Below are 18,978 nucleotides of genomic sequence, written 5' to 3' on the forward strand. Positions count from 1 at the left end.
CCGCCGCCGGACTCACCGCCCGAGGAAGTCGCCGAACCCGGGGATGTCGAGGTTCGACAGCCCCTCGCCGAACCCGCTGATCTGCTCGCCGGCGCCCGACCAGGCATCCTGAGCGCCACCCGCCCACTCGCCGATGCCGGTGTCCTCCGCGAGCGAGGCGAGATCGACGCCGGATGCCATCGCCTCGAGGTCGACCCCCTCTGCGAGCCCCGCGAAGTCGACGCCCATCTGTCCGGCGTGCGCGAGCAGCGGGCCCGCGACGGCGCTGACGATCGCTCCGCCGGCCACCGCGGCCAACAGCCCTCCGGCCCCGACGACGCCTGCGCCGATCAGACCCCCGCGGCCGGCTTTCGCCAGCAGCCCCGACATGCGCCCCGGGCGCGCGGCCTCCGCACGCGCAGCGGTGCGTGCGAGGTCGTCCGCGGCGTCGGTCCGAGGACGCTCGTGCGGGGCGAGATCGGCATCCATCCGCTCCTTCACGTGCGCGCGCTGCGCCGGGGTGAGACGGGCGAACGCCTCGCGGTGCATCTGCTCGACCCGATCGGGGTCGGCGGTGCGCAGCAGGTAGTCGTAGCGGGCGATCGCCGCGCGGTCGTCGGCCGACAGGGCCGAGGACGAACCGGATGCCGCGGGCGGGGCGTACCGACCGGTCGCGGCGTGCGTGGTGCTCCAGGGCGGCGCTGCCGGCGGCGCGTCCGCGCGGCGGTCGCCCGTGACGGCGTCGGCGGCGGAGCGCACCATATCGCGCCAGTCCTTGCCGCCGGCAGCCCCCGGCGTCCGCGGCGACGACGCGGCCTTACCGGCGGCCTTGGAGGCGAGATCGAACAGACGGGAGAACGAGACCATGGGGGAAACCTCTCGACGGGCGGCATGCTGCCGCGACGTCAAGGTCTCCTCCGCCCTTTCGGACCGACGCACCCGGAACCCAACCGTGGGCTCGTGATGACGGATACGCCGCGTCGGGAGTACTCCCCTTGCTGTGTTCAGCGTAAAGAGGCCACCTGTGCGCTTGCTGGATCAGCTGCCGGTGGAGCGGACCGCGGTGAGACCCGACCGCACCGGGCCCCGCACGAGCACGTGCCCGCGCGCGAGGCTCACTCGCGTCCAGGCCCCGCTGCGGCGCACGGGCGCCTCTTCGGACCCGGCGATGAAGCCCAGGGCGAAAGCTGCGAACGCCGTTCCCAGCGGCAGACCGCCCAGGGCGTCGTCGGGCGGGCCCCACACCTGCGCCCGGACCAGTCGCACCACGTCTTCGCCGGCGTCGGCAGGAAGCGCGTCGGCGACGGCCGCGACCCCGTACTGAGCGCGGGAGGCCAGAACGGCCGCGTCGATGGCATCCGTCTGCTCCCATCCTCCGCGCGGGGGCGAGATGCCGGCCCAGGCGGGAGAGGTCGCGGTCTCGGGCAGCACGACGGCCGTGGCGTCGTCGGGGGCCGGGAGCAGGGCAGACGCCTCCACCACCAGATCGCACTCGAGTTCGGGGTCGATCGCCGAGACGCGCAGCCCCAGCACCGTGGGAGTCGCGTCGAGCAGTCCCCGCGGAGCGAGAGGGGCGGCGGTGGCGACGAGCACGCCCGCCTCGGCGCGCAGCCGGACGGTTCCGTCACCCAGACGGATCGTTCGGGCGGCGAAGGTGAGCAGGTCGGCTGCCGCCTGCGGGTCGGGGAACAACAGGCGCGCGGACACCCGCCCTAAACTATCAAGCGGTGCGGCTCCATCGCGCCGGAACGGGAGACAGAGTGACCGAGGCCCACGATCCCGTCGCGTCTCTGCTCGCCGTGCTCGATCTGCGCGACGCGGGCGCGCGCACGACGGAGGACATCTTCACGGGCGTGTCGCAGCCGATGCCGACCGGTCGCGTCTACGGCGGCCAGGTGCTCGCGCAGACCATCGTCGCGGCCTCGCGCACGCTCCCCCCGGAGCGTTCCGTGCACTCGATGCACGGATACTTCCTGCGTCCGGGAGACCCGGACGACGGAATCACCTTCTCGGTCGACCGCATCCACGACGGCCGCTCGTTCTCGACGCGTCGGACGCAGGCATTCCAGTCCGGGGTGCCGATCTTCTCGATGATCTCGTCGTTCCAGGACGAGGATCCCGGTCTCGAGCACTTCGAGCCGATGCCCGAGGGCATCCCGCAGCCCGACGACTCCCCCGCCCTCGACATCGAGGCCCTGCACCCGATGAGCCGTCGGATCTTCTCCGAGAGCCCCGTCGACGTACGGCACGTGACCTCGCCGCTGTACTCGGCCGTCGAGGGAGAGCACGTGCCGCGCCAGGCGGTGTGGATGCGACTTCGACGCCCGATCGGCGACGACCCGGCGGTGCACCGAGCCGCCCTCGCGTATCTCAGCGATCTCACGATCCAGGAATCGATCATGCGGGCCCACGGCGTGGCGTGGAACGCCCCCGGACTCCGGGTCGCGAGCCTCGACCACGCCATGTGGTGGCACCGCCCCGGCCGGGTCGACGACTGGCTGCTGTACGTGCAGGAGTCGCCCAACGCCCGCGGCGGTCGCGGCCTGTCGACGGGCCGCATCTACACGCGCGACGGCGTTCTCCTCGCGAGCGTCGCGCAGGAGGTCATGGTGCGCGTCCCGCGCGAGTGATCCCGGATGCCGGAAACCCGGCGATCCGCGGGGGTTCGCGCGCTGGTCCGGTCGGTGTGCGAGCGCCCGGGCCCCTCGAGGGGGCGCCGCGGTGGCACGCTCATAGGACTCAGCCGCGCGAGGGGCGCCGGCGGTACTCGATCGGGTCGCCGATGTAGGGCGCCCACGCGGAGCGCTCGGCGTCGGTCCAGCGGGTGGGCCGACCGGTCGAGGTGTCGACGAGCACCGTGACGGCGGTGGCCCGGGCGTAGAGCACGGGTTCGGCCTCGCCGACGGGACTGTAGACCTCGTAGCAGATGTCCGCGCTGGAGCCGCCCATCGCGCCGATCCACATGTGCACGTCGAGAGGGCGCTGCGTGTACGGCACGGGCCGGAGGTACTCGATCTCCTGCCGGGCGATGAGTGTCGCGCGGGCACCGCCGTTCTCGAGCACGTCCATGTCGAAGATGGCCGTGGGAAGCGGCTCGCCCTCGTCGTCGCTGTGCCAGAAGGCGCGCAACCGTGCCTCTTCGAGCAGCTTCAGCATCGAGGTGTTGTTCACGTGACCGAGCGCGTCGAGGTCGCCCCACCGGAGGTGGATGGGCACGTGCACCCGCGAGGGCCCGGCGTCGGCCGGACCCTCGTCGGGGATCGTCGAACGATCGTCAGTCACGCGTGAGCTTGCGGTAGGTCGAGCGCGACGGGTTGGCGGCGTCGGCGCCGAGACGCTCGATCTTGTTCGCCTCGTAGGCCTCGAAGTTGCCCTCGAACCAGTGCCACTGGTCGGGGTTCTCCTCGGTGCCCTCGTAGGCCAGGATGTGCGTCGCGATGCGATCGAGGAACCACCGGTCGTGCGTGATGACCACGGCGCAGCCGGGGAACTCGAGCAGGGCGTTCTCGAGCGAGCTCAACGTCTCGACGTCGAGGTCGTTCGTCGGCTCGTCGAGGAGCAGCAGGTTGCCGCCCTCTTTCAGCGTCAGGGCCAGGTTGAGACGGTTGCGCTCACCACCGGAGAGCACGCCTGCCTTCTTCTGCTGGTCGGGCCCCTTGAAGCCGAACTTCGACACGTAGGCGCGCGAGGGGATCTCGGTCTTGCCCACGGTGATGATGTCGAGCCCGTCCGACACGACCTCCCACAGCGTCTTCTCGGGGTCGATGTTGGCGCGCGACTGGTCGACGTAGCTGATCTTCACGGTCTCACCGATCTTCAGCGTGCCGCCGTCGAGGGGCTCGAGTCCGACGATCGTCTTGAACAGAGTGGTCTTACCCACACCGTTCGGGCCGATGACGCCGACGATGCCGTTCGGGGGCAGGTTGAAGCTCAGGTTGCTGATGAGCGATCGGTCGCCGAAGCTCTTCTCGAGCTTCTTGGCATCGATGACGATGCTGCCCAGGCGCGGGCCAGCGGGGATCTGGATCTCGTCGAAGTCCAACTTGCGCGTGCGCTCGGCCTCGGCCGCCATCTCCTCGTAACGGGCGAGGCGCGCCTTGGACTTGACCTGACGGCCCTTGGCGTTCGAGCGGACCCACTCGAGCTCTTCCTTCAAGCGCTTGGCGAGCTTGGCGTCCTTCTTGCCCTGGACGTCGAGACGCTGCCCCTTCTTCTCGAGGTAGGTCGAGTAGTTGCCCTCGTAGGGGTACAGGTGCCCGCGGTCGACCTCGGCGATCCACTCCGCGACGTTGTCGAGGAAGTACCGGTCGTGCGTGATGGCGATGACGGCGCCCTTGTAGGCCTTGAGGTGCTGCTCGAGCCAGAGCACGCTCTCGGCGTCGAGGTGGTTGGTGGGCTCGTCGAGGAGCAGGAGATCAGGCTTCTGCAGCAGCAGCTTCGCCAGGGCCACGCGGCGACGCTCACCACCCGAGAGGGGCACGACCGACGCGTCCGCGGGCGGGGTGCGCAGGGCGTCCATCGCCTGCTCGAGCTGCGAGTCGAGGTCCCAGCCGTCGGCGGCGTCGATCTCCTCCTGCAGGGTGCCCATCTCGGCGAGCAGGGCGTCGAAGTCGGCGTCGGGGTCGGCCATGAGGGCCGAGATCTCGTTGAACCGGTCGAGCTTCGGCTTGATCGCGACGCCGTCCTGGATGTTCTCCAGCACCGTCTTGCTGTCGTCGAGCTCGGGCTCCTGCATGAGGATGCCCACGGTGAAGCCCGGGCTGAGCCGCGCCTCGCCGTTGGAGGGGTTGTCAAGCCCCGCCATGATCTTCAGGATCGTCGACTTACCCGCACCGTTCGGCCCGACCATGCCGATCTTGGCACCGGGGAGGAACGACATGGTGACGTCGTCGAGGATCAGCTTGTCGCCCACAGCCTTGCGGGCGCGGACCATGGAGTAGATGTATTCCGCCATAACCCATCCAGTCTAGGGGCGATGAGACCTCTCGCCGACGGGGGACGGCGCGATGTCACCAGTCGATCGTGCGCGTCTGCCCGATCAGGCACCCGCCCGACGAGAGCCCCGGAAGCACCGACGTGACGGGGTTGCCGATCGAGGGCCCGACCTGCCCGACGAGGCACTCGTCGCCGCTGCGCACCGAGAACTCGATGCTCTCGGCGGGGTTGCCGATCGTGGACTGATCGGCGGTCACCTGCATCGCCGCCTTGTCGAAGCCCGCCGCCGTCAGGGCGTCGATGTAGGCGCGACCTTTCGCCTGATCGGGCCCCGACCACACGCCCGACACGACCTGTGCGAAGAACGGCAGGTTCTGCGCCGCCGTCCCACCCGCGACGAAGGTGGGCGCCGCGGCGGTCGGGACGGTGGAGGCGGACGCGTCCGCCGAGGGGGTCTGGGCGGCGGACGTCTCGGCCGCCGAGGCCGACGCATCCGCCGTGCCGACGGAACCCGGGTCGGGGGTCTGGCCGGTGCACCCGGCCAGGCCGAGCACCGCGACGACGGTCAGGGCGGCGAGGGGACGACCGAAGAGACGAGACACGCGTCCGAGTCTACGGACCCGGCCGCCGTGATCCGGGCCGCGGGTGAGTCGGCTCCGCGACCCGACCACGGCCCGGCACCCGGACTCAGAACGGCCCGTCCTCTCGCGCTCCCGCCGAAGGCGCGCCCTCCACTCCGGCACCCACGCCGATCACGTCGAGGCCGTTCGTGCTCTCGTCGACGCCCGGAGCCGCCCACGCCTCCTCGGCCGCCGCAGCCACCGCCTCTGCGCCGCCCGCGAGCGCGTCGGCCGACGGCTTGCCCGCTCGCTCGAACGTCGAGGTCCCCCAGCGCAGGTCGTGTCCGATCGCGTCGACGGTCACATCGGCGCTGACGCCGCGTTTACTCTCGTTCTCCCACTCGCGCAGTCGGAGCCGGCCGGTCAGCACGACCCGCTGCCCCTTGCGCAGCGACGTCAGCGCGTGCGCGCCGAGATCGCCGAAGACCGAGGCGTTGTAGTAGTTCGTGTGGCCGTCCACCCACTCCCCCCGCTCCCGATCGAGTCGACGTTCGCCGACGGCGAGCCGGAAGGCTGCGATCGGACCTCCGTTCCGCGTGGAGCGCTGCTCCAGTTCGCCGACGATGTTGCCCACCAGGGTGATGTGATCGCTCATGTCCTTGCTTCCTCTCGACGGGGTGTGCGCTCCGGCATCCGTGTGCCCGACGGATGCCGGAGCCACGCTCAGGATGGCCGGATCCGCACCCGCACGAACGGCTCCTCTCCCCGTTCCGTGGAGAACTCGCCCACCTCGCCGCCTGGGGAGGGAGGGGCGCGGCAAACGGCCGGGGCAATGTCGGAGGTTGGTTCTACCGTCATCGCATGAGCACCGCACTGTGGAACGACCTCGCCCCGGCCCCGCGTCCGGCCGGGTGGGGAGCGGCGACGCACGTCGCCGCGGGCCTGTGGCGCATCGCCGACCCGCGCGGGGTGGTCGTGGGCCACGTCCGCGCCATCGCGGCCGAGGGGGGTTGGCGTTACGCCGCCGAGCGGTTCCACACCGCCACCGGCAGCTTCCGTCGCCTGGGCGAGTTCTGGTCGTCCACCGACGCGCTCGAGTGTCTGCGCTACCTGCGGTGAGGCGGCGCGGCCGCGCCGATCGGGGCCGCCCCGAGCGATCGGGGCCGTCGGCGCCGCACCGCTCAGACCACGGTCGCGAAGTCGGTGCGTGTCGGAACGTCGCTCCCGCCTCGCACGTCGTCCCACGCGGCGCGAAGGATGCCGACGGCTCGCCGCAACGTCGGCGGCGATGCCGTGAACGGCACGCGCAGCCGGCGATCGTGGCCACCCTCGACCGCGAACCGCGACCCCGCCGAGAGGGCAAGCCCCCGGGCGCGGGCCGACATGACCAGCGGCGTGCTCAGCGGCTCTCCGATCCCCACCCACAGCGAGACTCCGCCGGTGACGTCGGGAATCTCCCACTCGGGCAGGAGCCGGCGCAGCTCCTCGACCACGCTGTCACGTCCGGCCCGCAGAAGGGTGCCGCGCTGCGCGGCGATCTCACCGAGGCGGGGAATCAGACGAGCCGCGATGGCCTGCTCGAGTTCGGGCGTTCCCAGATCGTGCACGGGGCGACCGCTCGCCAGCCGGCGGACGATGTCGGGAGCGGCCCTCACCCACCCCACCCGCAACCCACCCCACACGGTCTTGCCCAGCGACCCCACCCGGATGACGCGGTCGTCGTCGGGGAACCGTGCCGGGCCGGTGGGGCGGTCGATGTCGAGCTGCGCGGTGGTCTCGTCGAGCACCAGCAGGGTGCCCGCAGAGCGCGCGCCGGCGAGGAAGGCCTCCGTGTCGGCCTCCGACATCGTGCGTCCGGTGGGGTTGTGGAAGTCCGGCATGAGGTAGGCGAGCGACGGGAGCGTCCGGGCGAACGTCTGCTCCGCGCGGTCGAGGTCCCACCCGTCCCTGGAGTCGACGGGCACGCCCACCAGACGCGCTCCGACCCGCCGGAAGGCGTCGGCCGCGTGCGGGTAAGTGGGTGTCTCGATCAAGACGCGGTCCGCGCGGTGCAGCAGGACGGACGCGATGAGATGGATCGCGCTCTGCGCTCCAGTCGTCACGAGGATCTGGTCGGCGGTGGTCGCCAGGCCGCGTTCGCGGTAGTGCTCGGCGATCGCCGTGCGCAGGCCCGGGTCGCCCACGACGTCGTAGCCGATGCGCGCGACGAGTGCGGGGGCGTCCTGGACCACCTCGGCCATGACCCCGGGAAGTCCCGGCCACGCCGCGGGACTCGCCTGCTGCAGGTCGATCGTCTCGGCGTCGAGCTCGTGTCGCCCCGGATCGGTGCGACGCAGCGGCAGAGTCACGCTTCCGCTGCCGCGCAGACTCTCGATGTGACCGGTGTCGCGCAGGCTCTGATAGGCGGCGGCCACCGTGGTGCGGCTCACCCCGAGGGCGGCCGCCAGCTCGCGTTCCGCCGGCAGAGCGGTGGCGGGCGCCAGTCGGTTGTCGAGGCAGAGCAGGCGCACACCGTCGGCGAGGGACTCGTAGGCCGGACCGCTCCCCCGCCACCCGCCCAGCGCCGATGCCAGGGTTCGAGCCGATACGCGAGAGTCCATGCGGCCACGGTAGTCGAATTGGCATCCTTGCACGTAGCCAATCCCGTGATTGGATTCCCCCATGCCTTCTCGGATCGTGCGCCTCTTCGTCGGACTCGTGCTCTACGGCTTCGGGTGCGCCGTCACCGTCGCCGCCGGGCTCGGCGTCGACCCGTGGACCGTCTTCGCACAGGGGCTGTCGCGGGTGTCGGGGATCGGCATCGGCTGGATCACGAACATCGTCGGACTGGGCGTTCTGCTCCTGTGGATCCCCCTCCGGCAGAAGCCCGGTGTGGGAACCGTCGCGAACATCCTCCTCGTCGGAACGAGTCTGCAGCTCTCGCTCGGCGTCCTCCCCCACCCCGACACGTTCTGGCTCCAGGCCCTCATGCTCGTCGCGGGTGTGGTGCTGGTGGCCGTGGCATCCGGTCTCTACATCGGAGCCCACTTCGGGCCCGGGCCGCGCGACGGACTGATGACGGGGATGAATGCGCGCTTCGGGTGGCCGATCTGGGCGTGCCGGCTGAGCGTCGAGGGCTCGGTCCTGCTGCTGGGCTGGCTGCTCGGAGGAACCGTCGGCATCGGTACGGTCGTGTTCGCCCTCGGGATCGGACCCCTCGTGCACCTGGCCCTCCCGCTACTCGCCGCACCGACGCACGCCGCTCCCCCGCGCTCGGTGGCGCGAGCGTGAAGGTGGCGCGAGCGTGAAAAGGGCGCGAGCGCGAGAAGGGCGCGAGCGTGAAAAGGGCGCGAGCGTGAAAAGGGCGCGAGGGTGAAGAGGGCGCCGGAGACGAATCCCCGGCGCCCGCGGCTCAGGCCGCGCTCAGTGCTCCCGGAACTCAGGCCTCTCGCTGCCGGGCTTGAGGTGGGAGTGCACGGCGTTCTTGGCGATCTCCATCGTGGGGTAGACGCCGAGCGGCTCGTCCTTGCCCGCCATGTGCACGCGGTAGCCGTCGGCATCCTTCTGGATCTTCCCGACCACACCGTTCGGGCCGTAGGCCACCCAGATGCGTCGTGTCACCGTCTCGGACATGAGTGCTCCTTTGCTCTCTTTCGCCGGAATGTACCCCCGCCGCGGCGGACGCGCCAGGGGCTGGTGCGGCGCGCCGGAGTCGGGCGATATCCTGATCACGACCCCCAGTAGCTCAGTGGATAGAGCAGCGGCCTTCTAATCCGCCGGTCACACGTTCGAATCGTGTCTGGGGGACCGAAGCCGGTGTCGGGACCCCTCACTAGAATGTGGGGATGGTAAACGCCTCCGAGAACGACCGGCTCGTCTGGATCGACTGCGAGATGACCGGGCTCGACCTGGGCGTCGACGAACTGGTCGAGATCGCCGTCGTCATCACCGATTTCGAGCTCAACGTGCTCGACCCCGGCTTCCAGATCGTCATCAAACCCGACGACTCCGCACTCGCCAACATGGGCGATTTCGTCACCGAGATGCACCGCTCCTCGGGCCTGCTCGAGGAGATCCCGAACGGGGTGAGCCTGGCGGATGCCGAGTTCCAGACGCTCGAGTACATCCAGCGGTTCGCGCCGGTCGAGGGGAAGGCGCCGCTCGCCGGCAACACCATCGGCACCGACCGCATGTTCCTGGCGAAGTACATGCCCCGCGTCGACCGCTGGCTGCACTACCGCAACGTCGACGTGTCCAGCATCAAAGAGCTCTCGCGCCGCTGGTACCCCCGCGCGTACTTCCAGGCGCCCACCAAGAACGGCGGGCACCGCGCCCTGGCCGACATCCGCGAGTCCATCCGCGAGCTCGCGTACTACCGCGCCGCGGTCTTCGTTCCCCAGCCGGGGCCCACGAGCGACGAGGCCAAGGCCGTCTCGGCGTCGGCCGTGTCGTCGTTCGCGCTCGACGTATGACATAATTGTTCAGTTGTCTGCTGCGGCAGACACATGGTGGCTATAGCTCAGTTGGTAGAGCACCGCGTTGTGGTCGCGGGGGCCGCGGGTTCAAGTCCCGTTAGCCACCCCATCCCCTCGAAGGCCCGGAGAGCATCGCTCCCGGGCCTTCGTCGTTCGAGACCCTCTCTCCCCCGCGCCGTAGAATCGGTTCGGGATGCCAGGGAGCGGTGCCCGCATCCGTGAGACGGCTCGACAACCCCGGGAGGCCCGCCGTGACCGACGACGTCGACGCGCGCCCGGCGCTCCAGATGGACGCCGAGGCATTCGAACGTCTCGTGATCGATGAGCTGGACCGCCTGCCCGACGACATGGTCGACGGACTCGACAACGTCATCTTCGTCGTCGAGGACCGCCCCGAAGACGGCTCTCTCGATCCGCTCGGGCTCTACGACGGGTGGGCGCTCACGGAGCGTGAGCGTTACGGCGTCGGAGAGCTCCCCGACCGCATCATCGTGTACCGGGAGCCGCACCTCGCCGCGTGCGAGGACGAGGCCGAACTGCGTGATGAGATCCACACCACGCTCGTCCACGAGATCGCCCACTTCTACGGGATCGACGACGAGCGGCTGCACGAACTGGGGTGGGCGTGATGACGGGGCTGGCCACTCCCGATCTCGATGTCGACCTCGATACCGAGCTCACCGCGGCGCCGCCGTCGTCGTGGCAGACCGTGGTGTGGAACGACCCGGTCAACCTCATGAGCTACGTCACGCACGTCTTCCGCACCTACTTCGGGTACGACGCCCCCACTGCGAACAGGCTGATGCTCGCGGTGCACCACGACGGCCACGCCGTCGTCGCCCGCGGCCCGCGCGAGGTCATGGAGGCCCACGTGCAGGCCATGCACGATTACAGCCTCTGGGCCACCGTCAGAAAGGACCCCGCGTGAGCGAGCGCATCGTCGTGCTGGAGATCAGCGGACTCGAGGCCCTGCATCTCGCGGGCATCGTGGGGCAGTTCCGCGACCTGCTGGCCGAGTCGCGCCCCGGCGACGACCCGGCGATCGAGCGACTGCAACCCGACGCCTACCCCGACGATGCCGCCGCGAGCCGCGAGTTCCGCCGTCTCACGGGCGGTGACCTTCTCGAGCGTCGCTCGCAGGACGCCGCGACGGTTCTGCACACCCTCGGTCTTGACGGCGCTGATCTCGACCCCGAGAGCGACCCCGACGCGACGATCGCCGTCGCCCTCGGCGAGACCGAAGCTCTCGCGTGGATGCGAACCCTCTCGGCGCTGCGCCTGGTGATGGCGACGCGTCTCGGTATCCAATCCGATGACGATCACGACCCGCAGGATCCCCGGTACGGCGTGTACGACTGGATCGGCTACCGCCTCGACGGCCTCGTCGCGGCCCTCGACCGCGCGTAGGACCGCGGGACGGCCCCGTCAGGGAACCGACACGACGAGGTCGGCGAGGCGTGCGGGGTCGTGCGCGGCGAGGTGTCGCTCCTCCTGCTCCGCCCACCGGTCCCAGTGCGGGCGATAGGTGTCGCCGTCGCGGCCCAGGGCACGCGCCTTGCGCGACGGCAGCGGCGCGTCGACCCAGACCGACACGTCGGCGAGGCGGGCGATGTCGGGGGTGAGAAGACCGGAGCCCTCCACGACGAGCGGGAGGGAGGGGTCGACGGCGTATGCCTCGGCGCGCGCGCCGGACTCCCAGTCCCACCTCTCCCACACCCCGACGAGACCGCGGGCGTGCGGCGAGAGGATCGTCTGCCGCACGTACTCGACGCCGTCGGCCAAGCCGTCCCACCCGGGGTACAGGTCGTCAAGGGCGACGAGCTGCACGCGTCCGCGCCCGGGCCAGGCCGCGACGAGGCGTCGGGCTAGAGAGCTCTTTCCTGCCCCGCTGCGCCCGTCCACGGCCACGACCGGGTTCGCCGCTCCGACCGCGGCGATGCGCGCCGTCACCGCGGCGAGGGCCGCGGCGAGGGCGTGGTCGACCGGGTCCGCGTTACTTCTTGAGGGCGCGGATGACACGGCTGAGGGCGCGACCGGCGACCCACACGAACGGGATGCCGACGGCCAGAAGCGAGACGAGGTTCGGATCGAACCGCAGGTCGTCGCCGCGTCGGATGTAGGCGCCGAGCGGGAGCGTGTACCCGCCGCCGCCACCGCCGCCGTTCCCCTGCTCGTCCGAGCCGCCACCGTACCCGGCCCAGACCAGGGCGACGGGGACGATGCGCACGCCGTCGACGTCCTGCTGCTCGCCGTAGGCGGAGGTGACGCCGAGACTGGTGGCCTGCTTGCCGAGTTCCAATGCGATGTTGGGCATGCCCCCCACCGTACCGGCCCGACCCGGCACCTCCCAGGGGCGTTGCGCGGTGGGGAGCCGCGTGTCAGTGATCGTACGACGGCCGCGGATTGGTCGGCAGCGCTCCCCCGCCGCGCGAGGGGCCGAGCAGCGAACCGCGCGTCACCGCGCCGCGGCCGAAACGGGCGATGGCGCCGTCGAGCGCCCCCTCGACCCGACGCCATTCGGCATCGTCGTCCCAGAGCGTCGCGGCCATCGCCGCGGGCCTCAGCTTCTCGCCGCGAACGCCGACGAGGCGGACGGCCTGGCGCCGGTCGATGGAGTCGAAGAGCTCGATCGCCGCGTCGCCGATGCGCTGGCCGACGGAGGTGGGCTCTTTCAGGGTCCGCGAGCGGCTGAGCGTCGCGAAGTCGGAGAAGCGCACCTTGATGGAGATCGTCGAGGCCTCGTAGTGCTGCCCGCGCAGGCGCGCACCGACGCGGTCGGCGAGCCGCCGCAGCTCGACGTGGAGCAACCGGGTGTCGGAGAGGTCGGTGTGGAAGGTCTCTTCGTGTCCGACGCTCTTCTCGCTGCGTCCCGTGTGAACCTCGCGGGCGTCGATGCCCCGTGACAGGTGCCAGATCCGCTCCCCCATCGCCGCACCCAGGACCTGGTCGAGCGAGTGCCGCGGGGTGTCGAGGATGTCGGAGATGAGCCGGATGCCGCGGGACTCGAGCGCCTCGGCCGCCTTGGGTCCCACGCCCCACAGCGCCCGCACCGAGCGAGGGCGAAGGAACGCCTCGGTGTCGGCCTCGGCGACCACGAGCAGTCCGTCGGGCTTGGAGATGGTGGACGCCATCTTGGCGACGTGCTTGGTCGCGGCGACCCCGATGCTGCAGGTGAGGCCGGTCTCGGCCTTCACCCGGGCCCTCAGGTCGCGGGCGATCGTGCCCGGGCTCCCCCACAGTCGCCGGGCGCCGCGGACGTCGAGGAAGGCCTCGTCGATCGACAGGGGCTCCACGAGCGGGGTGACGTCGTGGAAGATCGCCATGACCTGCCGCGACATCTCGGTGTAGCGGTGGTACGGAGGGTTCACCACGATCGCGGTGGGACACAGGCGCAGCGCGATCGAGACGGGCATCGCCGACTTCACGCCGTAGCGGCGGGCCTCGTATGAGGCGCTCGAGACCACGCCGCGCCCCTCGGACCCGCCGATGATGAGGGGCTTGCCCGCGAGCGAGGGGTCGTCGAGCACGGCGACCGAGGCGAAGAAGGCGTCCATGTCCACGTGCAGGATGCCCGTGCCCGTGTCGTCGGCGTCGGGGCGCGAGACGATGCGCCCCGTTCCGTCACCTCGTCCCATGGCATCCATTCTCCCCCGGACCTCCGACATCGGACCGCGGGCGATCGCGGTAGCTCAGCGATCCGCACATCCTCAGCCGCCATCGCCCCGTCGCCACTGACCCTGCGCAGATGACCGAGGGTGTGCGGAAACGAACGCGCGCACCTGCCCGAAAACGCCGGATGCCACGGCCCCACCCCTCGCGGGGCGCGGTGCCGTGGCATCCGGTGTCGACTACTGCGCGGCGGCGCGCTCCAGCACGAGCTCGCGCACGCGCGCGGCGTCGGCCTGGCCCTTCATCGCCTTCATCACCGCGCCGATGACGGCGCCGGCGGCCTGCACCTTGCCGTCGCGGATCTTCGCGAGCACGTCGGGCTGGGCGGCCAGGGCCTCGTCGATCGCGGCGATGAGCGCTCCGTCGTCCGAGACCACGGCGAGACCGCGGGCGTCGACGACCTCTTGCGGGGTGCCCTCGCCGGCGATGACGCCCTCGAGCACCTGGCGGGCCAGCTTGTCGGTGAGCGTCCCCTCGTCGACGAGCTTCTGCAGGGCGGCGACGTTCTCGGGCGAGACGAGGTCGGCGGCATCCCGCTCCTGCGCGTTGGCGACGCGGGTGATCTCACCCGTCCACCACTTGCGCGCCGAGGCGGGCGCGGCACCGGCGGCGATCGTGTCGGCCACCGCGTCGAGCAGTCCGCCGTTCGCGACGTCCTGGAACTCGAGGTCCGTGAAGCCCCACTCGCTCTTGAGGCGGCGGCGACGAGCCGCGGGCGGCTCGGGGAGGGCGGCGCGCAGCTCCTCGATCAGCTCGGGGGCGGGCACGACGGGCAGCAGGTCGGGCTCGGGGAAGTACCGGTAGTCGTCGGCATCCGACTTCGGGCGCCCCGGGGAGGTGCGACCGGTGTCCTCGTGCCAGTGACGCGTCTCCTGCGTGATCGTCCCACCCTTGGCGAGGATCGCGGCCTGACGCTGGATCTCGTAGCGCACCGCACGCTCGACCGAACGCATGGAGTTGACATTCTTCGTCTCGGTGCGCGTGCCCAGCTTCTCCTGGCCGCGGGGGCGCAACGACACGTTCGCGTCGCAGCGGAGGTTTCCGCGCTCGAGCCGCGCCTCGGAGATGCCGAGGCCGCGCACGATGTCGCGGATCGTCGCGACGTAGGCCTTCGCCAGCGCGGGGGCGGAGTGCTCTGCGCCGAAGATCGGCTTCGTGACGATCTCGACGAGCGGCACGCCGGCGCGGTTGTAGTCGACGAGCGAGTACTCGGCACCCTGGATACGCCCGGTCGAGCCGCCCATATGGGTGAGCTTGCCGGCGTCTTCTTCCATGTGCGCGCGCTCGATCGGCACGGTCACGATCGTGCCGTCCTCGAGCTCGACCTCGACCGAGCCCTCGAAGGCGATCGGCTCGTCGTACTGCGAGATCTGGTAGTTCTTGCCGAGGTCGGGATAGAAGTAGTTCTTCCGCGCGAAACGGCTCGACGGCGCGATCGAGCACCCCAGCGCCAGTCCGAGGCTGATCGACGAGCGGATGGCCTCGGCGTTGACCACCGGCAGGGCGCCGGGCAGACCCATGTCGACGGGGGCGACGAGCGTGTTCGGCTCGGCGCCGTGGTGGGCCTCGTTGGCCGGGTTGGGCGCGGCCGAGAACATCTTGGTCGCCGTGTTGAGCTCGACGTGCACCTCGAAACCGAGGACCGGCTCGAACATCTCGAGCGCCTCGTCGAAGTCCATCAGGGCATCTTTCGCCATCAGAGGGACGCTCCGTTCGTGAGAGTGGGGGCCTTGTCGAGCAGCGGGGCGCCCCACTGGTCGACGAGCAGCGCCTCGAGGGCGGCACCGACGCGGTACAGCCGGGCGTCCTCACGGGCGGGGGCGAGGAATTGGATGCCGACGGGCAGGCCGTCCTCTGCGGCGAGACCGCTCGGCACCGAGATGCCGGGTACGCCCGCGAGGTTCGCGGGAATCGTGGTCACGTCGTTGAGGTACATCTGCAGCGGGTCGTCGATCTTCTCGCCGAGGCGGAAGGCCGTGGTCGGCGCCGACGGCGTTGCGATGACGTCGACCTGCGCGAACGCGGCGTCGAAGTCGTGCTGGATGAGCGTGCGCACCTTCTGGGCGCTGCCGTAGTAGGCGTCGTAGTAGCCGGCCGACAGGGCGTACGTGCCGAGGATGATGCGGCGCTTGACCTCGGGACCGAAGCCCGCGTCGCGCGTCGCGGCCATGACGTTCTCGACGGTGGGGGTCCCCTGCGGGGTGACCCGCAGGCCGAAGCGCACCGAGTCGAACTTCGCCAGGTTGCTGGAGGCCTCGGCGGGGAGGATCAGGTAGTACGCGGCGACGCCGTACTCGAAGTGCGGGGCGCTGATCTCGACGATCTCGGCGCCCTGCGCCTCCATGGCGGCCAGCGACGCGCGGAACGAGTCCGACACGCCCTTCTGGAAGCCGCGGTCGTCGAGCTCGCGGATCACGCCGACCTTGAGTCCCTTCAGAACCTCTCCCGTCGCGCCCTCGCGGGCGGCGGCGGCGAACGAGGGCCACGCGTCCGACAGCGAGGTCGAGTCGTTGACGTCGTGCCCGCCGATGACGTCGTGCAGCAGACCGGCATCGAGAACGGTGCGGGTGACGGGACCGACCTGATCGAGGCTGGACGCCAGGGCGATCGCGCCGTAGCGGCTCACACCGCCGTAGGTGGGCTTCACGCCGACCGTGCCGGTGACGTGCGCGGGCTGGCGGATCGAGCCGCCCGTGTCGGAGCCGAGGGCCAACGGGGCTTCGAAGGCGGCGACGGCCGCGGCCGAGCCTCCACCGGAGCCGCCGGGGATGCGGTCGAGGTCCCACGGGTTGCGGGTGGGGCCGTACGCCGAGAACTCGGTCGAGGAGCCCATCGCGAACTCGTCCATGTTGGTCTTGCCGAGCGGCACGAGGCCCGCGGCGCGCGAGCGCGCGACGACCGTGGCGTCGTAGGGCGACATGTAGCCCTCGAGGATCTTCGATCCGCTCGTGGAGGGCATGTCGGTGGTGACGAGCACGTCCTTCACCGCGAGCGGGACTCCCGCGAGCTCGTGCAGCTGCTCGCCCGCCGCGCGGCGACGGTCGATGTCGGCCGCGACCTCGAGGGCGTGGTCGCTGACGTGCAGGAAGGCGTGGACGTCGCCGTCGACGGCGGCGATGCGGTCGAGGTGGGCCTGCGTGGCCTCGACGCTCGACACCTCTTTGCTCGAGAGCGCGGATGCCAGGTCGGCGGCGGTGAGGCGGGTCAGATCGGTCACTGCTCTTCTCCCAGGATCGCGGTCACCCGGAACCGGCCGTCGGCCTGGTCGGGCGCGTTCTGCAGCACCTGCTCGCGCGTGAGCTGCTGCTGCACGACGTCGGGGCGGAAGACGTTCTCGAGCGGGATCGGGTGGCTCGTCGCGACGACCTCGGGGGTTGCCACCTCGGACACCTTCGCGATGTTGTCGACGATGGCATCCAGCTGGCCGGTGAGGCTCTGGACCTCCTCGTCGCTCAACTGGATCCGGGCGAGCACACCGAGATGGCGCACGAGATCAGGAGTGATTTCAGACACCCGGCAAGTCTAGTTCGCACACGGTGCGGTCCCCGCCTCGCCCCCGCCGCGCACCGGCCCCTAGGCTGGCCGGGTGACGAGCTTCGATCCGCCGCGCCCCTGGACCTCGAGCTATGCCGCCGGGGTCCCCGAAGACCTGGAGCCGCAGAGCGGGTCGCTCGTCGACATCGTCGACGCCTCGGTGCGGGACTACCCCGACGCCCCCGCCCTGCAGTTCTTCGGCCGCGAGACGACCTACGCCGAGATGGCCCGCGAGATCGCGCGGGTCGCCGCAGCCCTCGCCGAGCGCGGGGTGAAGGCGGGAGACCCCGTCGCGATCGTGCTGCCGAACTGTCCGCAGCACATCGTGGCGTTCTACGCCGTGCTGCGCCTGGGCGCCGTCGTCGTCGAGCACAACCCGCTCTACACGCCGCGCGAGCTGCGCAAGCAGTTCGAGGACCACGGCGCGAAGCACGCCATCGTGTGGAGCAAGGTCGTCGCCACGGTCCAGGACTTCCCCGCCGACCTGAGGGTCGACACCCTCGTCTCGGTCGACGTGACCGAGGCCATGCCGCTGCGCACCCGCCTCGCGCTGCGTCTGCCCATCGCGAAGGCGCGCGAGGCCCGCTCCGCTCTGACGACGACGGTTCGGGATGCCGACACCTGGGCCGACCTGCTCCGGCATGCGCCCCTGCCCGAGACGCATCCCCGGCCGGCCGCGACGGATCTCGCCATCATCCAGTACACCAGCGGTACGACCGGATCCCCCAAGGGCGCGATGCTCACGCACGCCAATCTCCTCGCCAACGCCGCGCAGGCCCGCGCCTGGGTGCCGCAGATCGTGCGCGGCGAAGGATGCGTCGTGTATGCCGTGCTGCCGATGTTCCATGCCTACGGGCTCACGCTCTGCCTGACCTTCGCGATGTCGATGGGGGCGCGCCTGGTGCTCTTCCCCAAGTTCGACCCCGACCTCGTGCTGGCGGTGACGAAGAAGCACCCCGCGACGTTCCTGCCGCTGGTCCCCCCGATCGCCGAGCGCCTCCTCGCCGCGGCGAACGAGAAGGGCGTGGCGCTCACCGGCACCGACGTCGCGATCTCGGGCGCGATGGCCCTGCCTCATTCTCTCGTCGTGCCGTTCGAAGAGGCGACCGGCGGGTTCCTCGTCGAGGGCTACGGCTTGAGCGAGTGCTCCCCGGTCCTGATGGCCAACCCTGTCGCCGACAATCGCGTCGCGGGGACGGTCGGTCTGCCGCTGCCGGGAACCGAATGCCGTGTCGTCGATCCCGACGACCCGCGCGTCGACGTCGAACGCGGTGAGCTGCTCGTCCGGGGGCCGCAGGTGTTCTCGGGCTACTACGGCAAGCCCGAAGAGACCGCGCGGGTCTTCGTCGACGGGTGGTTCCGCACCGGCGACATCGTGACGATCGACGAGGCCGGATTCGTCCGCATCGTCGATCGCATCAAGGAGCTCATCATCACCGGCGGCTTCAACGTCGCCCCCACGGAGGTCGAGAACGTGCTCCGTCAGCACCCCTCGGTGGCCGACGTCGCCGTCGTCGGTCTTCCCGACCCGCACTCGGGCGAGGAGGTCGTCGCCGCCGTCGTCGCTTCGACGCCGGGTGAGGTCGACGTCGAGGCGGTGCGGGCCTTCGCCCGCGGCATCCTGACCCCCTACAAAGTCCCGAAGCGCATCGTCGTCGTCGACGAGCTCCCCCGCTCGCTCATCGGCAAGGTGCTGCGCCGTCAGGTGCGCGATCGGCTCCTCGCCGGCTGAAGGCCGTCGACCCCTGCCGCAAGGGGGGCCGATCGCGCAAGGGTCGAACCGAACTGGTCAGCGCGCCGGTCGGATCGGTACCGTGGGCGCATCGCGGGCCGACTCGCGCCCGGAT

The 18,978-nt window shown here is 70.8% G+C and carries 22 protein-coding genes and 2 tRNA genes; 10 read left to right on the plus strand and 14 right to left on the minus strand.

Annotated features, from left to right (window positions below; translation table 11 throughout):
• Nucleotides 1–12: 12 nt before the first annotated feature.
• Together F9B98_RS10685 and F9B98_RS10690 are read right to left on the minus strand one after the other, a co-directional pair.
• Complete coding sequence (locus F9B98_RS10685) at nt 13–846, minus strand: cation-transporting ATPase (protein WP_150957079.1); 834 nt, start codon at nt 844–846, stop codon at nt 13–15.
• Nucleotides 847–1,017: 171 nt separating this feature from the next.
• Nucleotides 1,018–1,686, minus strand: coding sequence for a hypothetical protein (locus tag F9B98_RS10690; RefSeq protein WP_150957082.1), 669 nt, complete (start codon nt 1,684–1,686; stop codon nt 1,018–1,020).
• A gap of 53 nt (nt 1,687–1,739) precedes the next feature.
• Here F9B98_RS10690 and F9B98_RS10695 point away from each other — a divergent pair, with 53 nt between their 5' ends.
• On the plus strand, nt 1,740–2,609 hold the full coding sequence (locus F9B98_RS10695; RefSeq protein WP_150957085.1) for an acyl-CoA thioesterase: 870 nt from the start codon (nt 1,740–1,742) through the stop codon (nt 2,607–2,609).
• 109 nt (nt 2,610–2,718) lie between these two features.
• On the opposite strand, the gene F9B98_RS10700 is transcribed toward F9B98_RS10695, so the two are convergent.
• From F9B98_RS10700 to F9B98_RS10715, 4 genes are all read right to left on the minus strand, one after another.
• A complete protein-coding gene (locus F9B98_RS10700) occupies nt 2,719–3,261 on the minus strand; it encodes an acyl-CoA thioesterase (protein WP_225310308.1) in 543 nt (180 codons plus the stop codon).
• On the minus strand, nt 3,254–4,933 hold the full coding sequence (gene ettA, locus F9B98_RS10705; protein ID WP_150957088.1) for an energy-dependent translational throttle protein EttA: 1,680 nt from the start codon (nt 4,931–4,933) through the stop codon (nt 3,254–3,256). Before ettA ends, F9B98_RS10700 begins: the two co-directional genes overlap by 8 nt.
• 55 nt (nt 4,934–4,988) lie before the next feature.
• On the minus strand, nt 4,989–5,516 hold the full coding sequence (locus F9B98_RS15950; protein WP_191966770.1) for a DUF6993 domain-containing protein: 528 nt from the start codon (nt 5,514–5,516) through the stop codon (nt 4,989–4,991).
• Nucleotides 5,517–5,601: 85 nt separating this feature from the next.
• Entirely contained in the window at nt 5,602–6,129 is a 528-nt protein-coding gene (locus F9B98_RS10715) for a single-stranded DNA-binding protein (RefSeq protein WP_150957091.1), read from the minus strand.
• Nucleotides 6,130–6,335: 206 nt separating this feature from the next.
• Between F9B98_RS10715 and F9B98_RS10720 the strand changes: the two genes are divergently transcribed.
• Nucleotides 6,336–6,593 (plus strand): hypothetical protein, encoded by a 258-nt coding sequence (locus F9B98_RS10720; protein WP_150957093.1) that lies wholly within the window; start codon nt 6,336–6,338, stop codon nt 6,591–6,593.
• A 62-nt stretch (nt 6,594–6,655) separates the two neighbouring features.
• On the opposite strand, the gene F9B98_RS10725 is transcribed toward F9B98_RS10720, so the two are convergent.
• Nucleotides 6,656–8,074 carry a PLP-dependent aminotransferase family protein gene (locus F9B98_RS10725; protein WP_150957095.1) on the minus strand — a complete coding sequence of 473 codons (1,419 nt, stop codon included), beginning with the start codon at nt 8,072–8,074 and terminating at the stop codon, nt 6,656–6,658.
• A gap of 61 nt (nt 8,075–8,135) precedes the next feature.
• Between F9B98_RS10725 and F9B98_RS10730 the strand changes: the two genes are divergently transcribed.
• A complete protein-coding gene (locus F9B98_RS10730; RefSeq protein ID WP_150957099.1) occupies nt 8,136–8,744 on the plus strand; it encodes a YczE/YyaS/YitT family protein in 609 nt (202 codons plus the stop codon).
• A 132-nt stretch (nt 8,745–8,876) separates the two neighbouring features.
• Here F9B98_RS10730 and F9B98_RS10735 read toward each other — a convergent pair whose 3' ends face one another.
• Entirely contained in the window at nt 8,877–9,086 is a 210-nt protein-coding gene (locus tag F9B98_RS10735) for a methyltransferase (protein ID WP_150957103.1), read from the minus strand.
• Between the two features lie 101 nt (nt 9,087–9,187).
• On the opposite strand from F9B98_RS10735, the gene F9B98_RS10740 reads away from it, so the two are divergent.
• From F9B98_RS10740 to F9B98_RS10765, 6 genes are all read left to right on the plus strand, one after another.
• Nucleotides 9,188–9,260: transfer RNA gene (locus F9B98_RS10740), tRNA-Arg, on the plus strand.
• Between the two features lie 38 nt (nt 9,261–9,298).
• Complete coding sequence (gene orn, locus F9B98_RS10745) at nt 9,299–9,925, plus strand: oligoribonuclease (RefSeq protein ID WP_150957106.1); 627 nt, start codon at nt 9,299–9,301, stop codon at nt 9,923–9,925.
• A gap of 36 nt (nt 9,926–9,961) precedes the next feature.
• Nucleotides 9,962–10,037 (plus strand) — tRNA-His (locus F9B98_RS10750).
• 178 nt (nt 10,038–10,215) lie between these two features.
• The gene (locus tag F9B98_RS10755; RefSeq protein WP_150957807.1) at nt 10,216–10,557 is read left to right on the plus strand and encodes a metallopeptidase family protein; all 342 of its coding nucleotides are present in this window, start codon (nt 10,216–10,218) and stop codon (nt 10,555–10,557) included.
• Nucleotides 10,557–10,856 (plus strand): ATP-dependent Clp protease adapter ClpS, encoded by a 300-nt coding sequence (clpS, locus tag F9B98_RS10760; protein ID WP_150957109.1) that lies wholly within the window; start codon nt 10,557–10,559, stop codon nt 10,854–10,856. The genes F9B98_RS10755 and clpS overlap by 1 nt, the downstream gene beginning before the upstream one ends.
• Nucleotides 10,853–11,335 carry a DUF2017 family protein gene (locus F9B98_RS10765; RefSeq protein ID WP_225310310.1) on the plus strand — a complete coding sequence of 161 codons (483 nt, stop codon included), beginning with the start codon at nt 10,853–10,855 and terminating at the stop codon, nt 11,333–11,335. Before clpS ends, F9B98_RS10765 begins: the two co-directional genes overlap by 4 nt.
• 18 nt (nt 11,336–11,353) lie before the next feature.
• Here the strand turns inward: F9B98_RS10765 and F9B98_RS10770 are convergent, their stop codons facing one another.
• The 6 genes from F9B98_RS10770 to gatC all read right to left on the minus strand — a co-directional run bounded on the left by F9B98_RS10770 (nt 11,354) and on the right by gatC (nt 17,110).
• Nucleotides 11,354–11,947: a hypothetical protein gene (locus F9B98_RS10770; protein WP_150957112.1), complete on the minus strand. Its 594-nt coding sequence runs from the start codon at nt 11,945–11,947 to the stop codon at nt 11,354–11,356.
• Nucleotides 11,922–12,242, minus strand: coding sequence for a hypothetical protein (locus F9B98_RS10775; RefSeq protein ID WP_150957116.1), 321 nt, complete (start codon nt 12,240–12,242; stop codon nt 11,922–11,924). The genes F9B98_RS10770 and F9B98_RS10775 overlap by 26 nt, the downstream gene beginning before the upstream one ends.
• A gap of 64 nt (nt 12,243–12,306) precedes the next feature.
• The gene (locus F9B98_RS10780; RefSeq protein WP_150957119.1) at nt 12,307–13,563 is read right to left on the minus strand and encodes a DNA polymerase IV; all 1,257 of its coding nucleotides are present in this window, start codon (nt 13,561–13,563) and stop codon (nt 12,307–12,309) included.
• Nucleotides 13,564–13,776: 213 nt separating this feature from the next.
• Entirely contained in the window at nt 13,777–15,294 is a 1,518-nt protein-coding gene (gene gatB / locus F9B98_RS10785) for an Asp-tRNA(Asn)/Glu-tRNA(Gln) amidotransferase subunit GatB (RefSeq protein ID WP_150957122.1), read from the minus strand.
• Entirely contained in the window at nt 15,294–16,814 is a 1,521-nt protein-coding gene (gene gatA, locus F9B98_RS10790) for an Asp-tRNA(Asn)/Glu-tRNA(Gln) amidotransferase subunit GatA (RefSeq protein ID WP_150957125.1), read from the minus strand. Before gatA ends, gatB begins: the two co-directional genes overlap by 1 nt.
• Nucleotides 16,811–17,110, minus strand: a complete 300-nt coding sequence (gene gatC / locus F9B98_RS10795) for an Asp-tRNA(Asn)/Glu-tRNA(Gln) amidotransferase subunit GatC (RefSeq protein WP_056230955.1) — start codon at nt 17,108–17,110, stop codon at nt 16,811–16,813. Before gatC ends, gatA begins: the two co-directional genes overlap by 4 nt.
• A 73-nt stretch (nt 17,111–17,183) precedes the next feature.
• On the opposite strand from gatC, the gene F9B98_RS10800 reads away from it, so the two are divergent.
• Nucleotides 17,184–18,863, plus strand: coding sequence for a long-chain-fatty-acid--CoA ligase (locus tag F9B98_RS10800; RefSeq protein WP_150957128.1), 1,680 nt, complete (start codon nt 17,184–17,186; stop codon nt 18,861–18,863).
• Nucleotides 18,864–18,978 lie beyond the last annotated feature (115 nt).

The sequence above is a fragment of the Microbacterium testaceum StLB037 genome (genome assembly GCF_008763945.1).
Lineage (GTDB): Bacteria > Actinomycetota > Actinomycetes > Actinomycetales > Microbacteriaceae > Microbacterium > Microbacterium testaceum_G.

Excerpts from the sequence above, each read along its gene's own strand:
- F9B98_RS10780 (WP_150957119.1), bottom strand. The coding sequence starts at position 13,563 with ATGGGACGAGGTGACGGAACGGGGCGCATCGTCTCGCGCCCCGACGCC.
- F9B98_RS10730 (WP_150957099.1), top strand. The coding sequence starts at position 8,136 with ATGCCTTCTCGGATCGTGCGCCTCTTCGTCGGACTCGTGCTCTACGGC.
- clpS (WP_150957109.1), top strand. The coding sequence starts at position 10,557 with ATGACGGGGCTGGCCACTCCCGATCTCGATGTCGACCTCGATACCGAG.
- F9B98_RS10735 (WP_150957103.1), bottom strand. The coding sequence starts at position 9,086 with ATGTCCGAGACGGTGACACGACGCATCTGGGTGGCCTACGGCCCGAAC.
- F9B98_RS10755 (WP_150957807.1), top strand. The coding sequence starts at position 10,216 with ATGGACGCCGAGGCATTCGAACGTCTCGTGATCGATGAGCTGGACCGC.
- F9B98_RS10720 (WP_150957093.1), top strand. The coding sequence starts at position 6,336 with ATGAGCACCGCACTGTGGAACGACCTCGCCCCGGCCCCGCGTCCGGCC.
- orn (WP_150957106.1), top strand. The coding sequence starts at position 9,299 with ATGGTAAACGCCTCCGAGAACGACCGGCTCGTCTGGATCGACTGCGAG.
- gatB (WP_150957122.1), bottom strand. The coding sequence starts at position 15,294 with ATGGCGAAAGATGCCCTGATGGACTTCGACGAGGCGCTCGAGATGTTC.
- ettA (WP_150957088.1), bottom strand. The coding sequence starts at position 4,933 with ATGGCGGAATACATCTACTCCATGGTCCGCGCCCGCAAGGCTGTGGGC.
- F9B98_RS10725 (WP_150957095.1), bottom strand. The coding sequence starts at position 8,074 with ATGGACTCTCGCGTATCGGCTCGAACCCTGGCATCGGCGCTGGGCGGG.
- F9B98_RS10715 (WP_150957091.1), bottom strand. The coding sequence starts at position 6,129 with ATGAGCGATCACATCACCCTGGTGGGCAACATCGTCGGCGAACTGGAG.
- F9B98_RS10685 (WP_150957079.1), bottom strand. The coding sequence starts at position 846 with ATGGTCTCGTTCTCCCGTCTGTTCGATCTCGCCTCCAAGGCCGCCGGT.
- F9B98_RS10775 (WP_150957116.1), bottom strand. The coding sequence starts at position 12,242 with ATGCCCAACATCGCATTGGAACTCGGCAAGCAGGCCACCAGTCTCGGC.